Raw genomic sequence first — 23,264 nt, forward strand, 5'->3', positions numbered from 1 at the left:
CGGACGCCTCCACGCACCGGCACAGCAAGATCACCTTCGTTCAAGTCTGGACTTTTCATGGCAAGTTGTCCGGTTGACAGCCAACCGGATCTCGCCGATTTCCGCCCCGCCCACGACTCCCCGTAGTGATGAGAGCTGCCGGGGGCATATGACCAATCCCCCGGTCGCACAGACCACTAGGGGGTTTCCATGTCCAGCATCACCCGCCGCAAGGCGCTCGGCGTCGCCGCAGGCGCCGCCGGGGCCGCCGCGGGCCTCGCGCTCGCCGGGTCCGCCGTCGCCGCTCCGGGCACCGCCGGAGCGGCGGCCGCCGCCGCTCCGGCGGCGTTCGACGAGGTCTATCTGGGTCGCCGCATCAAGGGCGGCCCCTCACACGGCGGCGGTCACCACGGGGGGCACCACGGGGGCGGCTACTCCGTCACCGTCGACGGCGAGGAACTGCACGTCATGCAGAACGCCGACGGCACCTGGATCAGCGTGATCAACCACTACGAGCCCGCCGCCACTCCCAGGGCGATCGCCCGCGCGGCCGTCCGCGAACTCCAGGGCGCCCCGCTCGTACCCCTCACCCTCGCCTGATCCGATCCAGGAGCCGCACCACCATGACCGTACGCAAGAACCAGGCCACCCTCACCGCCGACGAGAAGCGCCGCTTCGTCAACGCGCTGCTCGAACTCAAGCGGACCGGCCGCTACGACACCTTCGTCACCACGCACAACGCCTTCATCATGAGCGACACCGACACCAGCGACCGGGTCGGGCACCGCTCTCCGTCGTTCCTGCCCTGGCACCGGCGCTTCCTCATAGAGTTCGAGCAGGCGCTGCAGTCCGTCGACGCCGCCGTCACCCTGCCCTACTGGGACTGGACGGCCGACCGCACCTCGCGCTCCTCGCTCTGGGCGCCCGACTTCCTGGGCGGCACAGGCCGGGCCCGCGACGGCCAGGTCATCGACGGGGCCTTCGCCCGGACCGGCAACCGCTGGACCGTCAACGTCCGCGTCGACGGCCGCGACTACCTCCGCCGGGACCTCGGCGCGGGCGGCCGTCAGCTTCCCACCCGGGCCGAGGTGGACTCCGTCCTCGCCATGGAGACGTACGACACGGCCCCCTGGAACAGCTCCTCGGACGGCTTCCGCAACCACCTGGAGGGCTGGCGCGGCGTGAACCTGCACAACCGCGTGCACGTCTGGGTCGGCGGCCAGATGGCCACCGGAGTCTCCCCGAACGACCCCGTCTTCTGGCTGCACCACGCCTTCGTCGACAAGCTGTGGGCCGACTGGCAGGCCCGCCACCCCCGGTCGACCTACCTGCCGGCCGCGGGCACCCCGAACGTCGTCGACCTCAACGACACGATGCGCCCGTGGAACGACGTGACTCCGGCCGACATGCTCGACCACACCCGTCACTACACCTTCGACACCGCCGCCTGAGCCGACGGCTCCTGCTCGTCGGGGCGCCCCGCGCGGCCCGACGGGCCCTGCCGAAATGATCGGCCGCCCACGGTCGTTCTCTTGCCTCCTCGTCCGGCGACCGCCGCTTCGGCTGCCGCCCGAACAGCGTTCGTGCGGGCCGGTGTTCGCCGGGAGCGGTGATCTCGGCGGGGCGGACGCCGACTTCGCCGTGGGCGGGCTCGACGCCGACGCCGAGGTGACCGGTGTGACGTTGCTCCGGCTCCCGCGGAGGGCCCTTCCTCTGCCCCCGTGACGGACGGACGAACTCCTCGCCGTCCCCTGCGAACGGACGCCGGCGCGGCCGCCCTGCTCGGGCCGTACCTCACCGGGCTGCCGGACGCCGCGCGGGGCTGCGGCACGGCGGAGCGCGCGGCTCGGCTCCCTCGCGGTCGATCTCGCGGCGACCGCGATCGCCGCCGGCTCGACATCGGGGAGACGCTGCGCGTCGAGACGCGTCAGGCCGTGACGCCGGCCGAGATCAAGGCGTTCATCGAGCAGCATCGGCCGGACTCCGGGCTCACCCCGTCGGCCGTCGCCGCTCACCACCACCTCTCGGTGCGTACGCTGCACGCCCTGTTCCGCGACGAGCCCGAGCCGGTCGCCGCCTCGATCCGCCGCCGGCGCCTGGAGCGTCGCCTCGCGGACCTGGCCGATCCGGGGCTGCGGCACCGCACGATCGATGGCCTCGCCGCGCGTTGGGGCCTCTCCGCCCATGACTTCAGCCGGCCGTTCCGCCGGGCCTGCGGGCTCTCGCCGGGCGAGTACCGGGCCTCTGCGCTGCGAGCGTCCGCGCTCCGTTCGGACGATCGCGGCACGGACTGCTGACGACACGGGCGGGCGCGACAGGGCAGATCGGGGATCGTCTACCCGGCCGCCGCGCGCCACGGGCCCGTCGCCGTCGCCTGGTGCACCGTCGCGCGCCGCAGTGTCGCGCGGTCCAGGCCAGCGGTCCAGACCTGACCGGGGACGCGCAGGTCACTATACCCCCCTAGGTATTCCCGACTGACGGCACGGGATACCCAGGGGGGTATTTGACATCCACCGGAAGACCCTCCTACCGTCGGACAGGTCAATACCCAGGGGGGTATCCGAAAGAGCTCTCCCGCATCCGCCCTCATCCGCCCGGATGCGCACCCCTCCCCCGTCGAAGGGTTCGCCGTGTTCTTCGCCCAGTACTACCTCGACTGCCTCTCCCAGGCGTCGTACCTGATCGCCGACCGGACGACGGGCCAGGCCGTCGTCGTCGATCCCCGCCGTGACGTCTCCGCGTACCTGGCCGACGCCCGGGCGCACGGTTTCACCGTCGTGGGCGTGATCAACACCCACTTCCACGCGGACTTCGTCGCCGGACACCTGGAACTGGCCGACCGCACGGGCGCGTGGATCGGCTACGGCCGGCGGGCCGAGACCGAGTACCCGATCCGGAAGCTGGCCGAAGGCGAGCGGATCACCCTCGGCGACGTCGCCCTGGAGATCATGGAGACGCCGGGGCACACCCCGGAGTCGATCAGCGTCCTCGTGTACGAGCAGACCACCGACACCGTCCCGTACGGCGTGCTCACCGGTGACGCGCTGTTCATCGGCGACGTCGGCCGCCCCGATCTGCTCGCCTCGGTGGGCGTGACCGCCGCGGAGCTCGGCGCGATGCTGCACGACAGCGTGCAGAACAAACTCATGGGCCTGCCGGACCAGGTCCGCGTCTTCCCCGCCCACGGCGCGGGCTCCGCCTGCGGCAAGAACCTCTCCACCGCGAAGCGGTCCACCATCGGCGAGCAGCGCGCCACCAACTACGCGTGCGCCCCGATGGGCCGGGACGAGTTCGTCGCCCTCGTCACCGCCGCGCAGCCCACCGCGCCCGGGTACTTCGCGTACGACGCCGAGCTGAACCGCAGGGACCACGTCCTCTACGACGGGACGGCGGCGCGGTCGCTGTCCCCGGCCGAGTTCGCGGGGCTGCGACGGTCGGGCGCCGTCGTGGTCGACGCGCGGTGCCCGCAGGAGTTCGCCGCCGGTCACCTGCGGGGCGCGGTCAACGTCCCCGCCGAGGGCCGGTTCGCCGAGCAGGCGGGCACCGTCCTCGACCCCGCCGACGAGCTGATCGTCATCGCGCCGCAGAACAGGGAGGAGGAGGTCGTCACGCGCCTCGCGCGGATCGGCTTCGACCGCGCCGTGGGCTACCTGCGCAACGTGGAGGAAGCCCTGGAGGCGCTGGCCGACGAGGTCGTCCCCGCGAGCCGACTCACCGCGGCCCAGCTGCGCTCCGCACTGCGGGGCGATCGGCCGCCCCTCGTCGTCGACGTCCGCACCTGCGCGGAACGCGGCGGGAGCGGCTTCATCGACGGCGCGGTGCACATGGCGCTGAGCGAACTCCCCGCACGCACAGGCGAGCTCCCGACCGACCGCCCCCTGGTCGTGCACTGCGCCGGCGGTCATCGGTCGTCCATCGCGGCGAGCCTGCTGCGGCATCGCGGCTTCCCCGACGTCTCCGACGTGCTGGGCGGCTACGCCGCGTGGGCGCTCACGTCCGGGCCCGCCGAGGCCTGACCTTCCCGTCGTGAGCGCGCGGGGACTCGCACGCGCCGACAAATACCCCTCGGGGTATACCGTCCGCGGCCTCGTCCCCCTCCCCTGCCGCCTACACCCCCCTGCCGCCAGACCCCGTCCCCGCCCCCCGCGACTGCGTCCTCGCTCCTCCTTCGCGTTCCTCCCTCCCCTCTCCATCCCGCCCTCCCCTGAACAAGGAGCCCTCATGGCCGAGAACCCCAACCGGACCGCATCGATCACACCCGCCGCCCTCCATCGACTCGTCCGGGAGGGGCGCGCGCCGCGCCTGCTCGACGTGCGGACGCCCGGCGAGTTCCGCACCGTGCACATCCCCTGCTCCACGAACGCGCCCCTCGCCACCCTCCGCGAGCACCGGGCCGAGCTGCTGGCCCATCTCGACGAGGAGGTCGTGCTGGTCTGCCGCTCCGGCGCTCGCGCCGCAGCGGCCGAGAAGGCCCTCGCCGAGGCGGGTCTGCCGAACCTCCGCGTCCTGGAAGGCGGCATGAACGCCTGGGAGGCGGCCGGAGCCCCCACGAACCGGGGCGACGAGAGGTGGGACATCGAGCGGCAGGTCCGGCTGGTCGCGGGCTCCGTCGTCCTGGTCACCGGGCTGGTGGGGCTTCCCGTACCCGGTGTGCACCTGATCGGCACCGCGATCGGCGCCGGCCTGACGTACGCGGCGCTCAGCAACACCTGCGCCATGGGCGTGCTGCTGTCCAAGCTGCCGTACAACCGCGGGCCACGCACCGACATCCGGGCCGTCATCGCGGAGCTGCGGGTCAACGGCGACCTGCGGGCCCACAGCGACCTGCGGGGCACACCGTGACCCTCCTGGTCATCGCGGCGTCCCTGCTCGTCGGCGTCAGCCTCGGCGTCCTGGGAGGCGGCGGCTCGATCCTGACCGTTCCCCTCCTGGTACACCTGGCCGGACAGGACGCCAAGGAAGCGATCGCGACCTCCCTGTTCGTCGTCGGTGTCACCAGCGCGGCCGCGCTGGTCCCGCATGCCCGCGCCCGTCGGGTCCGCTGGCGGGCCGGCCTTCTCTTCGGAGCCTTCAGCATGGGCGGCGCGTACGGAGGCGGACGACTCGCGGAGTACGTTCCGGGTGCGGCGCTCCTCGTCGCGTTCGGCGTGGTGATGCTCGCCACCGCGGGGGCCATGCTCCGTCGGCCGCGCCGTCGCACCCAGCCGGGGCCGCCGCACCGGGACCCGTCCCTGGCGCGTGTCGCCGGCTCGGGAGTGGCCGTCGGCGCGGTGACGGGCCTGGTGGGTTCCGGTGGCGGGTTCCTCGTCGTACCGGCGCTCGCGGTCCTGGGCGGACTCCCGACCGCCGTCGCCGTCGGAACCTCGCTCCTCGTCATAGCGATGAACTCCTTCGCCGGCCTGGCCGGGCATCTCTCCGGTGCGCACATCGACTGGGGTCTCGCCCTGACGGTGACCGGGGCCGCCGTCGTCGGCAGCGTCGCCGGTGCGCGACTCGCCGGGCGGATTCCGCAGGAGACGGTGCGCAAGGCGTTCGGCTGGTTCGTCGCCGTGATGGGCGTCTTCGTGCTCGGCCGACAGGTCGGCGGCGAGGCGTGGCGGCACCCGGTGGCATGGGGCGCGCTCGGTGGGGCTGCGGTCGTGGCCTGCGCCACGGTCGCCATGAGGAGGCGGGGGCGCGCCGAGCTGGTCACCAAGCGGTGAAATATACCCCTGGGGGTAATCTGTTAGGTGGTTGTCAGGCAAGCGGATAGCGGGACGACCTGAGGAGGATCTCCGTGCAGGTGGAGGAAACGGCCGTACGGCCCGTCCTGAACCGGCTGCGTCGAGCTCAGGGGCAGTTGGCGGCCGTCATCGCGATGATCGAGGCGGGACGCGACTGCAAGGACGTCGTGACCCAGCTTGCCGCGGTGTCGCGCGCGCTGGACCGGGCCGGCTTCAAGATCGTGGCCAGCGGCATGCGGCAGTGCCTCGGCGAAGGCGCCGACGGCGACCCTCCGATGTCGGAGGAGGAGCTCGAGAAGCTGTTCCTCACGCTGGCGTAGCGCGCGGTGTCGGTGACCTGGCGGCGCAGGACGACGAGCCGACGAACGGGATCGGGCGCGGTACACCGCTCATGCCGGGGGCCGATGCCGCGACCGCGAACGGGCATCCGTCACGGGCCGCGCGGTGGTGGGCGTCGGCCGCTACTCTTCGGGGCGCTCCCCCAGGGTCTGCGCTGCGCGGACCGCGGACTCGGCCGCCTTGCGCGCCTCCGCCAGGGCGTTCTGCGCGGTCTTCTCCCTCTTCCGGGCGCTCGCGGCGGCGCCCTTGGCTTCGCGTTCGGCGCGGCGGGCTTGCTCCAGCTCCTCCCGCAACACGGTCACGCGCTCGGTCGCGGCGGCCTCTTGCGCGTCTGCCTCCCGCCGGCCGGCCCGCGCCCGGTCGAGTTCCTGTTCCAGGCCGCGCGCCTCGTCCTCGGCCGCCGTGGCGGCGGCTCGGGCGCGCTCCAGGGCCTTGTCGTGTTTCGACCGCGCCGGGGGCGGCTCGGCTCGCTTCGGGCGGGTGGGGGGCGACGTCGGGGCCACGGCCGTGAAGTCGACAGCGGCCCCGGGCACCTTCACCAGGCGGCCGCGCGCCCAGGTCTCCGCGACGTCGGGGTCGGCCAGCACACCACGGAGGGCCTGTTCGATCTCGTGGAGCACCGGGTCTCCCACGGTCTGGCCCTCGTCCCGCGCCAGGTCGGCGGCCGTCCTGGTGAGCGCCGCGACCAGCTGGTTCCGCTGCCGGCTCGCGGCGCGCAGCTGTTCGGCGTCGAGCGTGCGGTGGGCCTCCCGTAGCGACTCGCCGATCTCCAGGAACCGCTGGGCCTCTTCCGGACGCCGCAGAGCGAGCACGTTCGCCGCCCAGGCCGCGACCGTCGGTCGCCGCAGGGCGGCGATCGCCTTCGCCGCCCCCTTGTCGCCCGCCTCTCGGGCTTGGGCCACGTAGGCGTCGCGCGCCGCCACGAAATCGGCCGGCTTCAGCACGTACAGCGCGTCCGCGACCTCCTCGACATCCACCGTTCCACTGTGCGGGGTCGGGGGCGGCGGTGGACGCCTGGACAGCCGGATGCCCGTGGCCGTCACCCGCGCGGGCGGCGGCCGCCCCCACGTCGGCGTCTCACGGCCGGGTGTGCCGATCTGCGGCGGTGCTTCTGAGCGATCACGCGAGCAGCGTCGGGCTTCGGCCACTGGGCTACCAGATCCCCGAGCCCCGACGCCGTGATGTCGGAGGAGCGCGCACCGGCTGCCTTTCCCACCCGTCGAGGTGTCCGCCGCGGCGGCCTCAGACGCGGATGCCCGTCGGGTCGCAGGGCAGGCGGTGGTCGGGGTGGTCGGTGACGAAGTCGTCGCCGATGTCGGCCGCCGTCTCGGTCATGGCCTCGTTCGTGATCCGGATCTGGCCGGAGAACGGCTTGTCGATGTCCTCGATGAGGAGCAGGGAGCCGGTGAACAGCCCGGCCAGGACGAAGAGCAGGACGAAGTGCGAGGCGCCGCGCCTGCGCGGGAGCCCGAAGGCGAAGGCCCCGACGGTCGCGGCCAGTGAGACGACCATGAACCAGTAGACGACCTTCGGGATGGCGGGCATCGCCTCGGAGAGCCTGGTCTGCCGGGCGACGGACCGTTCGTCGTCCGCCTCGACGAGCAGCTCGAAGGCGCTGGCGTTCTTGTGCGCGAGCACCTTGAAATGGCGCCGGAACTCCGAGGACCAGACCGAGGCCTCGGCGGCCTTCTCGCCCCTGTCCACCATCGCCGGCCATTCGTACGCCATGATCGCCCGCGCGTAGCAGACCGCTGCGCCCTGCATGCCCACGCGCTCGGGCTCGGGGGCGTAGTCGGCGACCTCGTAGAGCTGGTCCACCCGGTGGGCCTCGGCTCCGGCGGCCGAACCGGCCGTACCGTACGACTCCGCCGCCACGACGATCACGAAGGCCACCAGCAGGACGGCAAGCGTCTCCAGGGGGCTGATGAGGTCGCTGATCGAGGCCTCCTCGTCCTCTGCGCCCTCGGACGCGCGGCGTCGCCGCAGGTGGCTGGCGAAGAGGCCCACGACGAGCGCGGCGGCCATGACGACGATGGTGATCGTGGTGAGCATGAGTGCGGCCCCCGGGTAGGCGGTCGTTGCGTGTCCACGCCCACAGCCCACCACCCGACCGGAACCCGGGCACCCGAGGCTGCTCCGCCTGGTCCAGCGGCTTTCGCGTAGCGTGGGGAGTGGCCGGGTACCGCAGAACCGTGATCGGGCGGTGGTGACGCGTGGAACGATCCCGTCGGGTCCGCTGGGCACTCGCCGCCGTCGCGGCCGTCGTCGCCGCCGTGGTCGGCGTGCTCGTGGGCTCCCCCTCGCCCGGCGACAGGGACACCGGCAAGTCGGCCTCCCCCTCGCGCTCGTCCCGGCCGCCCTCGGCCGCACCCGCTGCCGGCACCGCCCCGTCCCCCAGCCCCGCGCCGGCGCGCGTCGGGACCTCCGCGGCCTCGCCCACCCCCACACCCACTCCCCCTCCCACACCGGCCGTCCGGTTGCGGACCGCCGAGCTGGACATCCCGTCGATAGGCGTCGCGAACCTGCGCGTCGTGCCGTACGAGGGGACGACCGACGACCGGGCAGGCACACGGATCCAGGACCGGGGCGTGGCCGCCAGCCCGTACGGGGAGCGGGGCGGCGTAGGGCCGGGAGAGGTCGGGAACTACCTGGTGACGGCGCACCGCCTCTCCGCCGGCGGACCGCTGCGTCAGCTGCCGGCCGTCGAAGAGGGCGCACGGGTGTACGTGAGCACGGGCGGCCAGGTGTACGAGTACCGCGTCGTCGCGACGCGGACGACGTCCTTCCGGTCGGCGCGCTCGCTCGCCGAGCAGCGGGCGGCCGTGCCCGGCGAGCCCGGCGAACGGCCCACCCGCGCCATGATCACGCTGTCGACCTGCGCGACGCCGGAGGACAACGCGGCGGGCAACTTCTGGCGGGACGCCCAGGGCAACCCCGAGCACCGGATCGACAAGATCGGGGTGCTCGAGTCGGTACGGTCCGCGACGGAGTCCCCCGGCGCGGGCGGCGACTAGAGGCGAAGCCGGGCGCCGCCCCGGCATCGCCCCTGCGCCTGCCGCCGGTGACCTGCTTGTGCCGCTGCCGCCCCCGCCCTCGCTCGCCCCCGCTCCCGCAGCTGCCTCCGCGTGCGCCGGTGACCTGCTGGTGCCGCTGCCCGCGTGCGCCTCTGCCCTTCTCTGCCCCGCTTCTGCTTCTACTTCTGTCTCTGCCTCTGCCTCTGCCTCTGCCTCTGGCTCTGCCTCTGCCTCTGCCTCTGCCTCTGCCTCTGCGCAGCCCAGCTCAGTCCCGCCTTGGCGCGATTACTTCCCCTTGCCTCTACCCCGCTAGCGAAAGTAACGCGCGTGTGCAATTATCTGCTCGTGTCCACGCTACGCCTGCGCCACCGACCTCGCGCGCCGCACAGCCGTGGGCCCACCGCCACGACGTGCCCCAAGGAGTCCGGGATGAGTTCCCTCTTCGCCCCCTTCACCCTCAGGTCCCTCACCTTCCCCAACCGGGTCTGGATGGCGTCGATGTGCCAGTACAGCGCCGCCCCGGACGGCGACGCGGCCGGCGTCCCGACCGACTGGCACTTGACGCACCTCGCCGCGAGGGCGACCGGCGGGATCGGGCTGATCCTCACCGAGGCCACGGCCGTCAGCCCCGACGGGCGGATCAGCCCGTACGACCTCGGCATCTGGAACGACACGCAGGTAGCGGCGTTCCGCCGCATCACCGAGTTCCTGAAGGCGCAGGGCACCGTTCCCGGCGTGCAGCTCGCCCACGCCGGGCGCAAGGCGTCGACCGAGCGCACCTGGGTCGACCGCGGGCGACCGCTCGCCCCCGAGGAGACGCACGGCTGGACGCCGGTCGGCCCGAGCGCGGTCGCCTTCTCCGAGGACTCGACCGTCCCCGAGGAACTGAGCACCGAACGCATCCGCGAGATCGTGCGGGAATTCGCCGAGGCCGCGGAGCGGGCCCTGGCGGCGGGCTTCGAGGTGGCCGAGATCCACGGCGCGCACGGCTACCTCATCCACCAGTTCCTGTCCCCGTACAGCAACCACCGTACGGACGAGTACGGCGGCTCCTTCGAGGGGCGGAGCCGGTTCGCGCTGGAGGTCGTGGACGCGGTCCGCGCGGTGTGGCCGCAGGACCTGCCCGTCTTCTTCCGCATCTCGGCCACCGACTGGCTCACCGAGAACCCGGGCGACGACCGCGAGGGCTGGACCGCCGACGACACCGTCCGCTTCGCGAAGGAGCTCCAGGCCCGGGGCGTGGACCTGCTGGACGTCTCCACCGGCGGCAACGTCCCCGACGCGAAGATCGAGGCCGGCCCGCACTACCAGGTCCCGTTCGCCGAGCGGGTCCGCAACGAGACCGGCCTGCCGGTGGCGGCCGTCGGTCTCATCACCGAGCCCGCCCGCGCCGAGGCCGTCGTCGCCTCCGGCCAGGCCGACGCCGTCCTGCTCGGCCGCGAGCTGCTGCGCAACCCGTACTGGGCGCGCCAGGCCGCGGAGGAGCTCGGCGCCGAGGTCGCGGGGCCCGTGCAGTACCACCGCGCCTGACGCCCCGGGGCGCACCCGCGGGCGAAGCCCGAGGGTGCTCCCCCTTGCGGCTCCTTGGCCGCTCCCCCTCCGACGCGCCGGAAGGGGCCGTAACGGCAGGTCGCGCCGGTCGCGCCGAACCGATCAGTTTCGGAGAAGCCCTCGGGCGCCGTCGCTCCCTAGCATGAGGACCATGGCAGAGACGAAGAAGGCCGCCAAGAAGACCACCCGGACCACCACCCGGAGCACCGCCCGGACGGACAGCGCCGCCGAGAGCTTCACCGCCGAGGAGCGGAGCGCCATGAAGGAGCGCGCCAAGGAGCTCAGGACGGCCTCGCGGCGTGCTTCGAGCGCCGACAAGGCCGCGGCGGCGGAGGCGGACGTGCTGGCGAAGATCGCGGAGATGCCGGAGGCGGACCGCGTGCTCGCCGAGAAGGTGCACGCCATCGTGACGTCCCAGGCACCGTCGCTCGCCCCCAAGCTCTGGTACGGCATGCCCGCTTACGCGCGCGACGGCAAGGTCGTCTGCTTCTTCCAGAGCGCCGACAAGTTCAAGGCCCGTTACGCGACCCTCGGGTTCAACGACCCAGCGCAGCTCGACGACGGCGTCATGTGGCCCACCGCCTTCGCCCTCACCGGTCTCACCCCGGACGTCGAGGCGCGCATCGGCGCCCTCGTCAAGACCGCCGCCGGCTGACCGGGGCAGCGGCCGAGGCCGGCGGGCGGGCTGTCCGGGTACTGGCCGCACGGCCCTCTTGGGAGCGCTCTCAAGGCTCGATATCCTTGCCGGGCCCACCGGACCCGACCGCGGCACGCCGACGCGCGGCCGCACCATCCGAGGAGTCCCGCCTTGCCCGAGTCGAGCACGGGGTCCCGCCCCACGCTGGAAGCCGTCGCCGCCCGCGCCGGCGTGTCACGGGCCACCGTCTCCCGGGTCGTGAACGGCGGCGCCGGGGTACGCGCTCCGCTGGTCGAGAAGGTGCGGCGGGCGGTCGAGGAGCTCGGGTACGTGCCCAATCAGGCGGCGCGCACCCTGGTGACCCGGCGGAACGGCGCCGTGGCCGTGATCATCGCGGAGCCGGAGTTCCGGATCTTCTCCGACCCGTTCTTCGAGCAGCAGGTGCGCGGCATCAGCCGTGAACTGGCCGCCCACGACTCGCAGCTCGTGCTGCTGTGGGTCGAGGGGCCCGAGGACCACGAGCGGATCGCGCGCTATCTCGGCGGGGGGCACGTCGACGGCGCGCTGGCGTTCTCGCTGCACAACGACGGCGCGTTGGCGGCGCTGATCGGCCGGGCGAGGATCCCGACCGTGTTCGGCGGCCGCTCGGCGGCGGGGCGTGACGTCGCGGTGCCGTACGTCGACTGCGACAACCGCGGCGGAGCCCGCGCGGCCGTACGCCATCTGGTGTCCCTCGGGCGGCGGCGGATCGCGCACATCGCGGGGCCCCGGGACCTGATGGCCGCGCTCGACCGGCTCGACGGCTACCACGACGTGCTCGCGGCCGCCGATCCGGCGCTCGTCGTCCAGGGCGACTTCACCGAGGTGAGCGGCGCCCGGGCCATGGCCGAACTGCTCGCCCGGTGCCCGGACGTGGACGGGGTGTTCGCCTCCAACGACCTGATGGCGTCGGGTGCCCTGCGGACGCTCCGGGAGCGCGGGGTCCGCGTTCCCGAGGACGTCGCGGTCGTCGGGTTCGACGACATGCCGTCGGTGGTGCGGGCCTGCGAGCCCGCGCTGACCACCGTGCACCAGGACATCGAGGGCATGGGCCGGCTCATGGTGAAGCTGCTGATGCGCGTCCTCGACGAGGCCGGCGTCGCGACGGACGGCGGCGGGACGCCCGAGTCGATCGTCACCCCCACCGCGCTGGTCCGCCGGGCCTCCGCCTGACGCGGACCGGGCGCGCGGGTGTGGCGGCCGTCGCACGACGCGCGACGGCCGCCACGTGAACCGCTCGGCGGGGTGTTCGGCCGGGTGTCAGCCGTAGGGGATCACCAGGACCGACGTGGCGGTCCCCGTCTGCAGCTTCGACGTTCCGCTGCCGATGGCGCTCCACACCTCAAGGCGTACGGTGCCGTTCACGAGATTGCCGAGCGTGCCGGTGGCCGACCGGAGGCCGCGGGTGTGGGCGTACTCCTCCCAGCCCGAGAGCGGGTCGGTCGCGAAGTACTGGTACGTCTCCGTCCGGTCGAAGGTGCCGTCTCCGGTGAGGTCGTAGCTGATCCTGGCCTGCTGGCCGAGGCCGACGGTGCTTCCCGCGTCGACCTGCAGGCGGAAGGCGGTGGCCGCGCCCGGGGTGAGGGTGCCGTGGACGCCGCGGATCTCGTAGACGAGCGGCTTGTACGGGGCGCCGTCGTGGTTGGCGCCGTCGGCCGACGGGATCGTGTCGCTCGCGGCGGTGCCACCGGTGGCGGTGGTCAGGGCGCCTCCCGAGCGCAGCTGGAAGGTGTTGCCGGTCGACGGCTCGGGGTCCGGGCCAGGGCCGCCCGTTCCGGTGCCGGTGGCGGTCGAACGGGCGGGCACGGTGAGGGTCCTGCCGTCGGAGAACGTGACGGTCCGGGCCGTGGTGCCGTAGTTGTGGGCGGCGTAGGTCCGTACCGTGCCCTTGGTGAAGACGGCGGAGGTGGGCAGGTCGCCGGTGACCGTGGCGTCGGGGGCGCCGAGCGCGTCGAGGACGCCGATCCAGTGGTAGGTGTGCGCCTTCGACTCGCCGGCTTCGGGGGTGTACGCGGCGTTGCCCGCGTCCCACTTGGCCTTGGCCGCCGCCGGATCGGCGAGTGACTGGAACTCCCAGAGGATGTCACGCCATTCGACGGCGGGACCGCCGTTCTCGCGTTCCATCTCGGAGATGTTGCGCCGGATCGCGTCCTTGCGGGCGCCGAGGTGGAGCGAACCGCCGCCGGTCACGGGCAGCACGTTGATCCCGTGGATCTCCTCGGGGTTGGCCGTCCACCAGGTGGCGTAGGCGGCGCCGCTCCCCCACACCATGCCGACCGTGTCGTGACCGAAGGAGGCGGGGAAGACCTGCTGGTCGGCGTCGAACCAGTACTGGGCGATCGACTCCGCCTCCGTGGTGAGGAGGTAGGTGCCGAGGTCGCGCAGGGCGGTGTCGCCCGTGGCAGATCCCCACAGGACGAGGGCGGCGCTGAGGTTGGTCGACTCGGAGGACGACTCCTGGTTGTTGCCGGCGGCGAAGCCCTGGTGCCCGGAGGCCCAGCTGTGGCCCGCGTAGACGTCGAAGCCGCGCAGGAAGGGGAACGCGCCGTCGGTGCGGGCGGGGTTCGCGGTGTCGCGGATCAGAGTCTTGACCATGCCGCCCCAGGCGGAGTCGGCGGCCCAGCCGGGGTCGTACTGGGCGACGATCGCGGCGGCGTAGACGTAGTAGCCGTAGTGGAAGTGGTGGTCGTTGAGTTCGGTGTCGCTGCCGTAGGAGGCGGGGTAGCCGATCAGGGTCTTCCAGGCCTGGTCGTACGAGAACTCGTTCGCACCGCCGGCGGTGAGCCAGTCCTGGAGGCGGCCCTTCATCAGGCCGAGCAGTTTGTCGCGGGTCGCGGTCGCGCCGACCCGGTCGGCGACGGGGACCAGTTGGGCGAGTTTGCCGAGGGCCTTGCCGGTCCAGTAGGTGTCGACGGCGCCGGAGAAGGGATCGGGTGCGTTCGCGACCTCGTCGAGGTAGGCCCGCAGCCGGGCCGGGTCGGTGCCGTCGGCCCCGGGGAGCGTGGGCAGCACGGCGGACGCCTTCTGCGTGGTGCTGAACGCGGCCGCCTCGCGCACCTTCATGGTGCCGCGGGGCGAGACGTACGTGTACGAGGTGAGGGGATCCGTGGTGTGGAGCCACTGGTGGCGGTAGAGCGCCTGGAGGGTGCCCCGTTCGGTGCCCTCCTTGGCCTCGGTGCCGAGGGTGTAGGTGGCGCGGACGGTGCCGCTGGTGTAACTCCAGTTCACCGTGGAGCCGGTGACGAAGCTGAAGGCGTACTTCCGGAAGGTCGCGAGGGCGTCGGTGGAGGGCAGGACGGCGACGGAGAAGTAGTCCTTGCCGCCGAGGCCGGCGGTGATGCTGCTCCCGGCGACGGTCCAGTCCGTGCCGGTCGGGGCGAACAGGGCGTAGTGGTGACCGGCGACGGTGATGCCGAGGACGTTGCCCTGGTCGGCGAAGACGGTCGGGGTGGCGGCTGTGGTGACCTGGGCGTTGCCGCCGGTGCCCTTGGCGTACACGAAGGGACTGCCGTGGCCGATGGTGGTCCGCAGGGTGCGGGTGCCGTCGGACCAGTAGGGCGTGACGGTCCAGTCGGACCACGCGTCGGCCTTGGTGTCGGGCGAGTTGAGGCCGGTGAGGCCGAGGGTGAGGTCGCGCTTGTGGGCGTACTCGTACTGGCGGCCGTCGCCGACGATCTGCGGGCTCGTCGGATAGCCGATGTCGAGTCCGGCGGCGGTGGCCTGGTAGGTGAGGGGGTGCCCGTACATGGGGGTCGAGTACGGATTGTCGCCGTAGCGCTGGAAGGCCAGTGACGACCACCAGTCGTTGGTGGGGACCGGCTTGCCCTGGGCGGCCGGGGTCACCTTGGGGGTGACGGGCGTGCCGGTGTTGGTGGTGGGGCCGGAGGCTCCGGCGGGGCGGCTGTCGGAGTAGCTGCCGGAGCCTACGGGGACGGTGGCGGCGGTGGCCGTGGTCGCGGCCGGGACGAGTCCGACGGCGGCCAGGGCGGTGGCCAGGACCAGCACGGCGGCCGGTCTGTTGCGGGGGGCTGGCATGGACGGCACCTCGTGTCACTCGTGTCATCACGACGGATTGGGGTGTGTCAGCGCGAATCCGGTGCGCGAGAGCGCTCTCAGACGCTGGGGAACGTAAAACTCCTGAAACTTCGCTGTCAAGAGATGGAGCAGTGAGCCGAGTTGAGGGTGCCTCCCGCGGACTGCGCCGCGAATCCAAGCCGTTACGCCTTCGAGTCTTGACGGGACGGACACCGGGCGGGCACGCTCCAGTCGCATCGTTGAGAGCGCTCTCAAAGCGTTCTCCCGGCTGCCCACTCGATGCACTTCTCTCCGCTCCGAAGCCAAGGGAGGCTTCCATGCCCATAGCCCGAGCCGCCAAGAGGGCCACCGTCCGCCTGGGGGCGGTCGTGCTGGCCGGGGCCCTGCTCGCCGCCTGCGGAGGATCGTCGGGCGGGACGTCGTCCGACAGCGCGGGCGGCGACGTCACCGTCACCGTCGACCTTTTCGGCTCCTTCGGCTACAAGGAAGCCGGGCTCTACGCGGAGTACGAGAAGCTCCACCCGAACGTGAAGATCAAGCAGACCGACACCGAGGACGAGGCCGACTACTGGAAGTCGCTCCAGACCCGGCTCGCCGGCGGTGGCGGCCTCGCCGACGTCCAGGCCGTCGAGGTCGGGCGGATCGCCTCGGTCACACAGGAGCAGGCCGACCGGTTCGAGGACCTCAGGAAGTACGGCGCCGACGGGCTCAAGAGCCGCTTCGCCGAGGCCAAGTGGGCGGCGGGCACCGGGCGCGGCGGCGAGGTCCTCGGCCTCGGCACGGACGTCGGGCCCGAGGCCCTGTGCTACCGCGCCGACCTGTTCCGGCAGGCCGGGCTGCCCACCGACCGGGAAGAACTCGCCAAGAAGTGGGCCACCTGGGACGGCTATCTGGAGCTCGGCAAGCAGTACAAGGCGAAGGCCCCGGCGAACAGCGCCTGGCTCGACAGCATCGGCAGCCTGTACTCGATCATGATCGGCCAGGAGAAGGAGCGCTACTACGACGCCTCCGGCAAGCTGATCTGGGAGACGAACCCCGCGCTCAGGACCGCCTGGGACACCTCCGTCGAGGCGGCGCGGAGCGGGCTGAGCGCCAAGCTCGACCAGTGGTCACCGCAGTGGAACCAGGCCTTCGCCGCCGGCTCCTTCGCCACCCTCCCCTGCCCGGCGTGGATGCTCGGCTACATCAAGGGTCAGGCCGGCGACGCCGGCAAGGGCAAGTGGGACGTCGCGGCGCTGCCCGGCGGCGCGGGTAACTGGGGTGGCTCGTACCTCGCGGTACCGAAGGCGGCCCGGCACAAGAAGGAGGCGTACGAGCTGATCCAGTGGCTCACCGCCCCCGAGCAGCAGGCCCGGCTCTTCGAGAAGAACGGCAACTTCCCCTCGGCCACCGGCGCCATCGACAAGGCCGCCGGCGCGAAGGACCCTTACTTCTCGAACGCCCCGATCGGCCGCATCTTCGGCGACGCGGCCAAGGCCGCTCCCGTGCAGGTGCTCGGCGTCCACGACCAGAACATCGCGCAGCAGATCACCAATGCGCTGAGCGAGGTCGAGCGCAAGGGGACGGCTCCGGAGAAGGCATGGGACAACGCGCGGAAGGGCGTGGCCAACACAATGGGGTGACGGGAGCGGCCCCGGTCCCTCGGTTCCGCCCCTCGGCTCCGTCCCTCCCCTTCCGGGCCTCGGTTCCGTCCCTGGTTCCGCCCCTCCCCGTCCGAGCCTCGGTTCCGTCCCTGGTTCCGCCCCTTCCCTTCCGGACCTCGTCCGAACTCCATCGACCTCCCGCCCGCTCCGCCCAGACCTGTGCCGCTCCGCCTGCCCCTGATTCGCTCCGCGCTCCTCCGGGCTGCCGCCTGCCTCCCCGTCGGCCGCCCGGAGGGGCTCTCCTCCCCCGTCCCGGCACCGACTCACCCCCAAGGGCCCGCCCGTGACCCTCGTCCCGCCCGCGCAGCCGCTCGCGCCCTCCCGTCCGCCGCGCCCGTCCCGACCGCCCGTGCTCCGGCGTGCGTGGCGGACGGTCTCGCCGTACGCCTACATCGCCCCCTTCTTCACCCTCTTCGCCGCCTTCGGGCTCTTTCCGCTGGTCTACACGGCCTTCGTGTCGCTGTACCGGGTCGAGCTGCAGACCCCCGGCGACATGGAGTGGCGGGGCATCGACAACTACACCGCTTTGTTCGCCGACGAGTTCTTCTGGACCTCGCTCCGCAACACGTTCACCATCGGTGTGCTCTCCACGGTTCCGCAGCTGGTGATGGCCCTGGGCCTGGCCCACCTGCTCAACTACCGGCTGCGCGGCCGCACTTTCTTCCGTACGGCCATGCTGCTGCCGTACGCGACCTCCGTGGCAGCCGCCACGCTGGTGTTCGCGCAGCTCTTCGGTCGCGACTTCGGTCTGGTCAACTACGCCCTCGGGCTCATCGGCATCGACCCCGTCGACTGGCAGACCGGGACGATCGCCTCGCAGGTCGCCGTCTCCAGCATCGTCGTCTGGCGCTGGACGGGCTACAACGCGCTGATCTACCTGGCGGGCATGCAGTCCATCCCGCACGAGCTCTACGAGGCGGCCGAGATGGACGGGGCCTCCCGGTGGAGGCAGTTCTTCCACGTGACCCTGCCGGGGCTTCGCCCGACGATCCTCTTCACGGTCGTCGTCTCCACGATCGGCGCGACCCAACTCTTCGGCGAGCCGCTGCTCTTCGAGGGCTCGGTGTCGGGCGGCATCTCGCATCAGTACCAGACGCTCGGGCTGTACCTGCACGAACAGGGCTGGGGTTTCTTCCACCTGGGCCGCGCAGCCGCCATCGCCTGGGTGATGTTCCTGCTGATCCTGGTCCTCGTCGGGGTCAACGCCCTTCTCGCACACCGCCGTTCAACGAAGGAGGCCGGCCGATGACCGCGCTCGCCGATCCGCCGGTCGACCGCCCGGCCCCCGGGAAGCCCGTCACAGCCGCGTGGCGCCGCCAACGGTCCCGCGCGGGCCGCACGATGCGCGGCGGGAAGCTCGCGTACGCGTTCCTCGCCGTCGCGGTACTGGTGTCCGCGTTCCCGTTCTACTGGACGCTCGTCGCGGCCAGCCGCTCCAACGCCGAGCTGGCGCAGGTGCCGCCCGCACTCCTGCCCGGCAGGAACCTGATCCGCAACTTCGAGGCGGTGGTGGAGGAGGCGGACATCGGCAAGGCGCTGCTGAACTCGTTCATCGTCTCCGGCTCGATCACCGTCGGCACGGTGCTGTGCTGCACGCTCGCCGGATTCGCCTTCGCCAAGCTGCGGTTCCGCGGCCGGGGCGCCCTGCTCGCGGTCACGGTCGGCACGATGATGATCCCGCCCCAGCTGGGCGTCATCCCGCTCTTCATGCTCATCGCCGAACTCCAGTGGGCGAACCAGCTCCAGGCGGTCATCCTGCCGGGCCTCGTCTCCGCCTTCGGCGTGTTCTTCATGCGCCAGTACCTCGTGCAGTCACTGCCGGACGAGCTGATCGAGGCGGCACGGGTCGACGGCGCGTCCACCGCGCGGATCTTCTGGTCGATCGTGGTCCCGATCGCCAGACCCGGGATGGCGGTGCTCGGTCTCCTGACCTTCATGGCCGCGTGGAACGACTTCTTCTGGCCCGTCGTCGCCCTCAGCTCGTCCGAGCCGACCGTACAGGTCGCACTGCGCCAGCTCGGCGGCGGCTACGTCCACGACCAGTCCGTGATCATGGCCGGCACCCTGCTCGGCACCCTGCCCGTCCTGCTGGTCTTCGGCCTCCTCGGCCGGCAGATCGTGGGCGGGATCATGCAGGGCGCGGTGAAGGGCTGAGCCGGGGCGCCGAGGCGTGGGCCCACGGGTGGGGGCCCGGGGCCCGCGGATCTCGGATCTCGGATCTCGGATCTCGGATCTCGGATCTCGGATCTCGGATCTCGGATCTCGGATCTCGGATCTCGGATCTCGGATCTCGGATCCAAAATCCAATAGCCAATAGCCAATAGCCAATAGCCAATAGCCAATCATCTTTCGTCCTCCCCTCCCCTCCCCTCGTCCTTCTCGACGTCTCGACTCCAGGGAGATCCCTCCTCATGACCGCGCTCGATCCCCGCCCCGCACCCGCATCCGACACGACGACCGCGCTCCGGTTCCCGGCGGGCTTCCGGTGGGGCACCGCCACCGCCGCGTACCAGATCGAGGGGGCCGCCCGCGAGCACGGCCGGACCCCTTCCATCTGGGACACGTTCAGCCGGGTGCCCGGCAAGGTCCGGAACGGTGACACCGGCGACATCGCCGCCGACCACTACCACCGCGTGAGCGAGGACATCGCGCTCATGCGACGGCTCGGCGTGACCGACTACCGGTTCTCCGTGTCCTGGACCCGGGTGCAGCCGACGGGGCGCGGGCCGGCGGTGCGTCAGGGGCTCGACTTCTACCGGCGGCTCGCGGACGAGCTGCGGGAGGCCGGAATACGGCCGGTGGCGACGCTCTACCACTGGGACCTCCCGCAGGAGCTGGAGGACGCGGGCGGCTGGCCGCAGCGCGAGACGGCACTGCGGTTCGGCGAGTACGCGGCCGTCATGGCCGAGGCGCTGGGCGACAGGGTGGCGACATGGACGACCTTGAACGAACCGTGGTGCGCCGCCTTCCTCGGGTACGGCAGCGGGGTGCACGCGCCGGGCCGGACGAGCGCGCTCGCGTCGCTGCGCGCCGCCCACCACTTCAACCTGGCGCACGGCCTGGCGACGAAGGCACTGCGCGCCGCCGCGCACGGAGGGGCGGCCGAGGTGTCGCTCACCCTCAACCTGCACGCGGTGCGGGCACAAACGGACTCGCCCGACGACCTGGACGCCGTGCGCCGGATCGACGCGGTCGGCAATCGCCTGTTCCTCGACCCGGTGTTTCGCGGCACCCTGCCGGAGGACCTGGTCCGGGACACGGCCTCCGTGACGGACTGGTCGTTCGTCCAGGACGGAGACCTGGAGACCGCGTCGGCACCGATCGACTCGCTCGGCATCAACTACTACTCCCCCACCGTGGTCGCCGCCGGCCCCGCACTGCCGCAGGGACGGCCCCCGGAGCCGTCGCCGTGGGCGGGCGCCGAGCAGCACGTACGGCTCGTGCCCGCGCCGGGGCCGCGGACCGCGATGGACTGGCCGGTGGACGCCGACGGTCTGCACGAGCTGTTGCTCCGGCTGCGCGACGAGCTGCCGGGCGTACCCCTGCTGATCACCGAGAACGGGGCCGCGTACGACGACTACGCCGACCCGGAGGGCCGGGTGCGCGATCCGGAACGGGTGGCGTACCTGCGCGCGCATCTGGCGGCGGTGCACCGGGCGATCGAGGACGGCGCCGACGTCCGGGGCTACTTCCTCTGGTCGCTGCTGGACAATTTCGAGTGGGCGTACGGGTACAGCAAGCGCTTCGGCATCGTGCATGTCGACTTCGCGACCCAGCGCCGTACGTTCAAGGACAGCGCCCGCTGGTACGCCGAGGTCATCGCGCGGGGCGGGCTGGAGCCGTAGTCGGACGGCCGACGCCAGCACCGTATGGCTCAGGAGTTCGGCCGTTCGTTGCGGAGGGTGATCCGGTGCACGACGGCGCCACCCCGTGCACCGGTCGCGCGTTGGAGTTCCCGTGACGCCGCTTGCAGTGACGGTTCTGCACGCTGGGCCTGCGGGTTTAGGGCCACACCACGTGGCTCGTGAGGTGTGCGGCGTCCACGACGGCGAGCAAGGGCGGCAACGTTGTGGAGTACTCGACTGTGGGAACCCGTGGCGACGGCTCGCACGTGGCTTCCGAGGCGCCGGTCCGGGATGCGGGCGACCCGAGGGTACGGGAAGTGGGCGGCCTCCTGGTCGGCCGCGGCCGAGAGCTGACGGAACTGCGGGCGGCCCTGGCGGACCACCGGTTGGTGACGGTGACAGGAGCGGCCGGCGTCGGCAAGAGCCGCGTCGCCCTGACCGTCGCCGAGGCCACGGCCGCGGCCGGAGGGGCCTGGCAGGCGATGGTCCGCGTGCGGTGGCACGACGGCGTACCCGTCGGACCGCGCGCGCTGACGGCGCGGGTCGTCCGCGCCCTCACGGCCTCGGCGGGGGCACCGCCGAGCCCGCACGGCGCGCCCGTGCCGCACGGACCGTGCGGCACGACCCACGACGCGCGCGGCAAGGACGTCACCGAGGCGGCGCGGGTCGCCGCGCCGGGCGGCGGGCTCCTGCTGGTCCTGGACGACGTCGACCCCGTGCACAGCGAGTGCGTGGGCATGGTCCAGCGGCTGCTGCTGGCCGTGCCCGCATTGCGCGTCCTGGTGACCGCACGGCGCCCGCTCGGACTCGGCGACGAACGGGTGGTGCGCCTGGCGCCGTTGGAAGTCGAGCCCCCGGCGGGCAGTACGGGGCCGGCGGCGGCCGTCGAGCTCTTCCTCACCGCGGCGGGCGCCGGGCGGGCGGTCGAGGAGGCCGAGCTGCCGGACGTCACACGCGTGTGCCGGCTGCTGGAAGGAGTGCCCCTCGCGATCGAGTTGGCGGCGGCGCAGCTGGGCGACCGGACGGTGCGGGAGCTCGCCGTGCTGCTGGAGGACGACCAGTGCTGGCTGGCGGGCCGGGGACCCGTACTCCGGCGGCACCGGTCGCTGCGCGCCTCCATCGGTGCCGTCCACGCGCTCTGTGCGCCGGTGGTACGGCGGGTGTGGCACCGGGCCGGTGTCTTCGCGGGCTCGTTCACCGAGCCGGCCGCGGTCTTCCTGTGCGCGGGAGCCGGGGTCGAGCCTGAACAGGTGCCCTCCTGTCTGGCCCTGCTGTGCGCGGTGGGCGTCCTGCAGGCGCTCGACGAGCCGGGTGCGCTGCGTCAGCCCCGCTACCGTATGGCGCGGGCCGCGCGCGACTTCGGTGCCGAACGCCTCCGCGGGTCGGGGGAGCTGCCGTCCGCCCTGGCCCGTCACGCGGTCCACTACCGCGGTGTGGCGGCCGTCGCCGAGACCCTGTGGCGCATGGGGCTCCAGCGGCAGGCGGCCAGAGTCGTCATGGACGAGCACGACGACCTCATGGCGTCGGCGGGCCGCGCGGCGGCGGCTCGGCCGCCCCACGCACCCGTCGGCACGCGCGCGGCGGGGCTTCCTGACAGCGGCGACCGCGCCGAGGCGGCACTGGAGGCCGTGCTCCATCTGTGGTTCTGGTGGGCGGCTCACGAGCGCGGCGCGGAGGGCACCGCCCTGCTGCTGCGTCTGCTGCCCCTCCTGCCTGCCGACAGCCCGCTCGTGGCGCGCGGCCGGTGGCTGGCCGCCTGGCTCACCGCCGCGCACGACCCGACCACGGCCCGGCGACTGCTGGAACTCGCCTGGCCCGCGGCCGTCCTGGCCGGAGACGACGCCCTCGTGGGCCGTATCGCGCACGTCCACGGCATGCTGGCCTGGCAACGGCACGACCTGGACGCGGCCGCCTCGTACTACCGCCAGGCGGCCGACTGCATCCCGGAGACGGCATGCGGGGGTCCGCCGCCGAGCGTCAGCCTCGCCGCCCTGGCGGTCGTCCAGGCGCACGCCGCCCCCGACACCGCCGTGGGCACCGCGCACCAGGCCCTCGCTCAGGCCGGCAACCGCGACGACCCCTGGGCCTCCGCCCTCGCCCACTACGCCCTCGCCTTCGCCGATCACCGCGCCGGCCGGACCGGCCGCGCCTGGCACCGGGCCCAGCGCGCCTTGACCCGGCTCGCCGCCGACCCGGAGGACGCCCCGCAGGCCCGTGCCTCCCTTCGGCGCCTGATCGACCACCTGGAACAGGCCCACTTCGGCGCGCACACGCCCGCGGGAGGCCCGCGGCCTTTCGTTCCCTTGCCGCGGCTCACCGAGATGGCGCACTCCGGCGAGAACGCGGCTGTGCCGACATGAACGGGAGCGATCGGGAGCGATCGGGAGCGATCGGGAGAGATCGCGAGTGCGCGGGAGCGGCGGGGAGAGCGGGGGAGCGAGGGGAAGCGAGGGGGCGCT

General features: G+C 72.7%; 19 protein-coding genes. 16 read left to right on the forward strand and 3 right to left on the reverse strand.

Annotation, left to right across the window (positions count from 1 at the left end; all coding sequences use genetic code 11):
• The first annotated feature begins 189 nt into the window (after positions 1-189).
• The 7 genes from AB0M16_RS10785 (at position 190) to AB0M16_RS10815 (ending at position 6,022) form a co-directional block, all read left to right on the forward strand.
• Entirely contained in the window at positions 190-579 is a 390-nt protein-coding gene (locus AB0M16_RS10785; RefSeq protein ID WP_365341111.1) for a tyrosinase cofactor, read from the forward strand.
• 23 nt (positions 580-602) lie between these two features.
• Positions 603-1,430 (forward strand): tyrosinase family protein, encoded by an 828-nt coding sequence (locus AB0M16_RS10790; RefSeq protein ID WP_365341113.1) that lies wholly within the window; start codon positions 603-605, stop codon positions 1,428-1,430.
• A 270-nt stretch (positions 1,431-1,700) separates the two neighbouring features.
• The gene (locus AB0M16_RS10795) at positions 1,701-2,276 is read left to right on the forward strand and encodes a helix-turn-helix domain-containing protein (RefSeq protein WP_365341115.1); all 576 of its coding nucleotides are present in this window, start codon (positions 1,701-1,703) and stop codon (positions 2,274-2,276) included.
• A 333-nt stretch (positions 2,277-2,609) separates the two neighbouring features.
• Positions 2,610-3,995 carry an MBL fold metallo-hydrolase gene (locus AB0M16_RS10800; RefSeq protein ID WP_365341117.1) on the forward strand — a complete coding sequence of 462 codons (1,386 nt, stop codon included), beginning with the start codon at positions 2,610-2,612 and terminating at the stop codon, positions 3,993-3,995.
• A 205-nt stretch (positions 3,996-4,200) separates the two neighbouring features.
• Complete coding sequence (locus tag AB0M16_RS10805) at positions 4,201-4,821, forward strand: rhodanese-like domain-containing protein (protein WP_365341119.1); 621 nt, start codon at positions 4,201-4,203, stop codon at positions 4,819-4,821.
• Positions 4,818-5,681, forward strand: coding sequence for a sulfite exporter TauE/SafE family protein (locus AB0M16_RS10810; protein WP_365341121.1), 864 nt, complete (start codon positions 4,818-4,820; stop codon positions 5,679-5,681). The genes AB0M16_RS10805 and AB0M16_RS10810 overlap by 4 nt, the downstream gene beginning before the upstream one ends.
• A 74-nt stretch (positions 5,682-5,755) precedes the next feature.
• The gene (locus AB0M16_RS10815; RefSeq protein WP_365341123.1) at positions 5,756-6,022 is read left to right on the forward strand and encodes a metal-sensitive transcriptional regulator; all 267 of its coding nucleotides are present in this window, start codon (positions 5,756-5,758) and stop codon (positions 6,020-6,022) included.
• A 141-nt stretch (positions 6,023-6,163) separates the two neighbouring features.
• On the opposite strand, the gene AB0M16_RS10820 is transcribed toward AB0M16_RS10815, so the two are convergent.
• Together AB0M16_RS10820 and AB0M16_RS10825 are read right to left on the reverse strand one after the other, a co-directional pair.
• Positions 6,164-7,018, reverse strand: a complete 855-nt coding sequence (locus AB0M16_RS10820; RefSeq protein ID WP_365341125.1) for a hypothetical protein — start codon at positions 7,016-7,018, stop codon at positions 6,164-6,166.
• 265 nt (positions 7,019-7,283) lie between these two features.
• Positions 7,284-8,093 carry a hypothetical protein gene (locus tag AB0M16_RS10825; RefSeq protein WP_365341127.1) on the reverse strand — a complete coding sequence of 270 codons (810 nt, stop codon included), beginning with the start codon at positions 8,091-8,093 and terminating at the stop codon, positions 7,284-7,286.
• Positions 8,094-8,329: 236 nt separating this feature from the next.
• Between AB0M16_RS10825 and AB0M16_RS10830 the strand changes: the two genes are divergently transcribed.
• The 4 genes from AB0M16_RS10830 (at position 8,330) to AB0M16_RS10845 (ending at position 12,455) form a co-directional block, all read left to right on the forward strand.
• The gene (locus tag AB0M16_RS10830) at positions 8,330-9,055 is read left to right on the forward strand and encodes a class E sortase (protein ID WP_365341308.1); all 726 of its coding nucleotides are present in this window, start codon (positions 8,330-8,332) and stop codon (positions 9,053-9,055) included.
• Positions 9,056-9,484: 429 nt separating this feature from the next.
• Positions 9,485-10,585, forward strand: a complete 1,101-nt coding sequence (locus AB0M16_RS10835) for an NADH:flavin oxidoreductase/NADH oxidase (RefSeq protein WP_365341129.1) — start codon at positions 9,485-9,487, stop codon at positions 10,583-10,585.
• 280 nt (positions 10,586-10,865) lie between these two features.
• Complete coding sequence (locus AB0M16_RS10840; RefSeq protein ID WP_365341310.1) at positions 10,866-11,261, forward strand: DUF1801 domain-containing protein; 396 nt, start codon at positions 10,866-10,868, stop codon at positions 11,259-11,261.
• A 153-nt stretch (positions 11,262-11,414) separates the two neighbouring features.
• Complete coding sequence (locus AB0M16_RS10845) at positions 11,415-12,455, forward strand: LacI family DNA-binding transcriptional regulator (RefSeq protein ID WP_365341131.1); 1,041 nt, start codon at positions 11,415-11,417, stop codon at positions 12,453-12,455.
• A gap of 87 nt (positions 12,456-12,542) precedes the next feature.
• Here the strand turns inward: AB0M16_RS10845 and AB0M16_RS10850 are convergent, their stop codons facing one another.
• Positions 12,543-15,317: a glycosyl hydrolase gene (locus AB0M16_RS10850; RefSeq protein ID WP_365341133.1), complete on the reverse strand. Its 2,775-nt coding sequence runs from the start codon at positions 15,315-15,317 to the stop codon at positions 12,543-12,545.
• A 317-nt stretch (positions 15,318-15,634) separates the two neighbouring features.
• On the opposite strand from AB0M16_RS10850, the gene AB0M16_RS10855 reads away from it, so the two are divergent.
• The 5 genes from AB0M16_RS10855 (at position 15,635) to AB0M16_RS10875 (ending at position 23,165) form a co-directional block, all read left to right on the forward strand.
• Entirely contained in the window at positions 15,635-16,939 is a 1,305-nt protein-coding gene (locus AB0M16_RS10855; RefSeq protein ID WP_365341135.1) for an extracellular solute-binding protein, read from the forward strand.
• 370 nt (positions 16,940-17,309) lie between these two features.
• Positions 17,310-18,209: a sugar ABC transporter permease gene (locus AB0M16_RS10860; protein ID WP_365341312.1), complete on the forward strand. Its 900-nt coding sequence runs from the start codon at positions 17,310-17,312 to the stop codon at positions 18,207-18,209.
• Positions 18,206-19,114 (forward strand): carbohydrate ABC transporter permease, encoded by a 909-nt coding sequence (locus tag AB0M16_RS10865; RefSeq protein WP_365341137.1) that lies wholly within the window; start codon positions 18,206-18,208, stop codon positions 19,112-19,114. The genes AB0M16_RS10860 and AB0M16_RS10865 overlap by 4 nt, the downstream gene beginning before the upstream one ends.
• Before the next feature lie 257 nt (positions 19,115-19,371).
• Positions 19,372-20,805, forward strand: a complete 1,434-nt coding sequence (locus tag AB0M16_RS10870; RefSeq protein ID WP_365341139.1) for a GH1 family beta-glucosidase — start codon at positions 19,372-19,374, stop codon at positions 20,803-20,805.
• Between the two features lie 317 nt (positions 20,806-21,122).
• Positions 21,123-23,165, forward strand: coding sequence for an AAA family ATPase (locus AB0M16_RS10875; protein WP_365341141.1), 2,043 nt, complete (start codon positions 21,123-21,125; stop codon positions 23,163-23,165).
• Positions 23,166-23,264 lie beyond the last annotated feature (99 nt).

The organism is Streptomyces sp. NPDC051921 (assembly GCF_040680975.1).
Lineage (GTDB): Bacteria > Actinomycetota > Actinomycetes > Streptomycetales > Streptomycetaceae > Streptomyces.

What these genes read in the sequence shown, in the direction of transcription:
- AB0M16_RS10850 (WP_365341133.1), bottom strand. Translation starts at nt 15,317, where the DNA reads ATGCCAGCCCCCCGCAACAGACCGGCCGCCGTGCTGGTCCTGGCCACC.
- AB0M16_RS10855 (WP_365341135.1), top strand. Translation starts at nt 15,635, where the DNA reads ATGCCCATAGCCCGAGCCGCCAAGAGGGCCACCGTCCGCCTGGGGGCG.
- AB0M16_RS10870 (WP_365341139.1), top strand. Translation starts at nt 19,372, where the DNA reads ATGACCGCGCTCGATCCCCGCCCCGCACCCGCATCCGACACGACGACC.
- AB0M16_RS10835 (WP_365341129.1), top strand. Translation starts at nt 9,485, where the DNA reads ATGAGTTCCCTCTTCGCCCCCTTCACCCTCAGGTCCCTCACCTTCCCC.
- AB0M16_RS10865 (WP_365341137.1), top strand. Translation starts at nt 18,206, where the DNA reads ATGACCGCGCTCGCCGATCCGCCGGTCGACCGCCCGGCCCCCGGGAAG.
- AB0M16_RS10790 (WP_365341113.1), top strand. Translation starts at nt 603, where the DNA reads ATGACCGTACGCAAGAACCAGGCCACCCTCACCGCCGACGAGAAGCGC.
- AB0M16_RS10840 (WP_365341310.1), top strand. Translation starts at nt 10,866, where the DNA reads ATGAAGGAGCGCGCCAAGGAGCTCAGGACGGCCTCGCGGCGTGCTTCG.
- AB0M16_RS10805 (WP_365341119.1), top strand. Translation starts at nt 4,201, where the DNA reads ATGGCCGAGAACCCCAACCGGACCGCATCGATCACACCCGCCGCCCTC.
- AB0M16_RS10785 (WP_365341111.1), top strand. Translation starts at nt 190, where the DNA reads ATGTCCAGCATCACCCGCCGCAAGGCGCTCGGCGTCGCCGCAGGCGCC.
- AB0M16_RS10825 (WP_365341127.1), bottom strand. Translation starts at nt 8,093, where the DNA reads ATGCTCACCACGATCACCATCGTCGTCATGGCCGCCGCGCTCGTCGTG.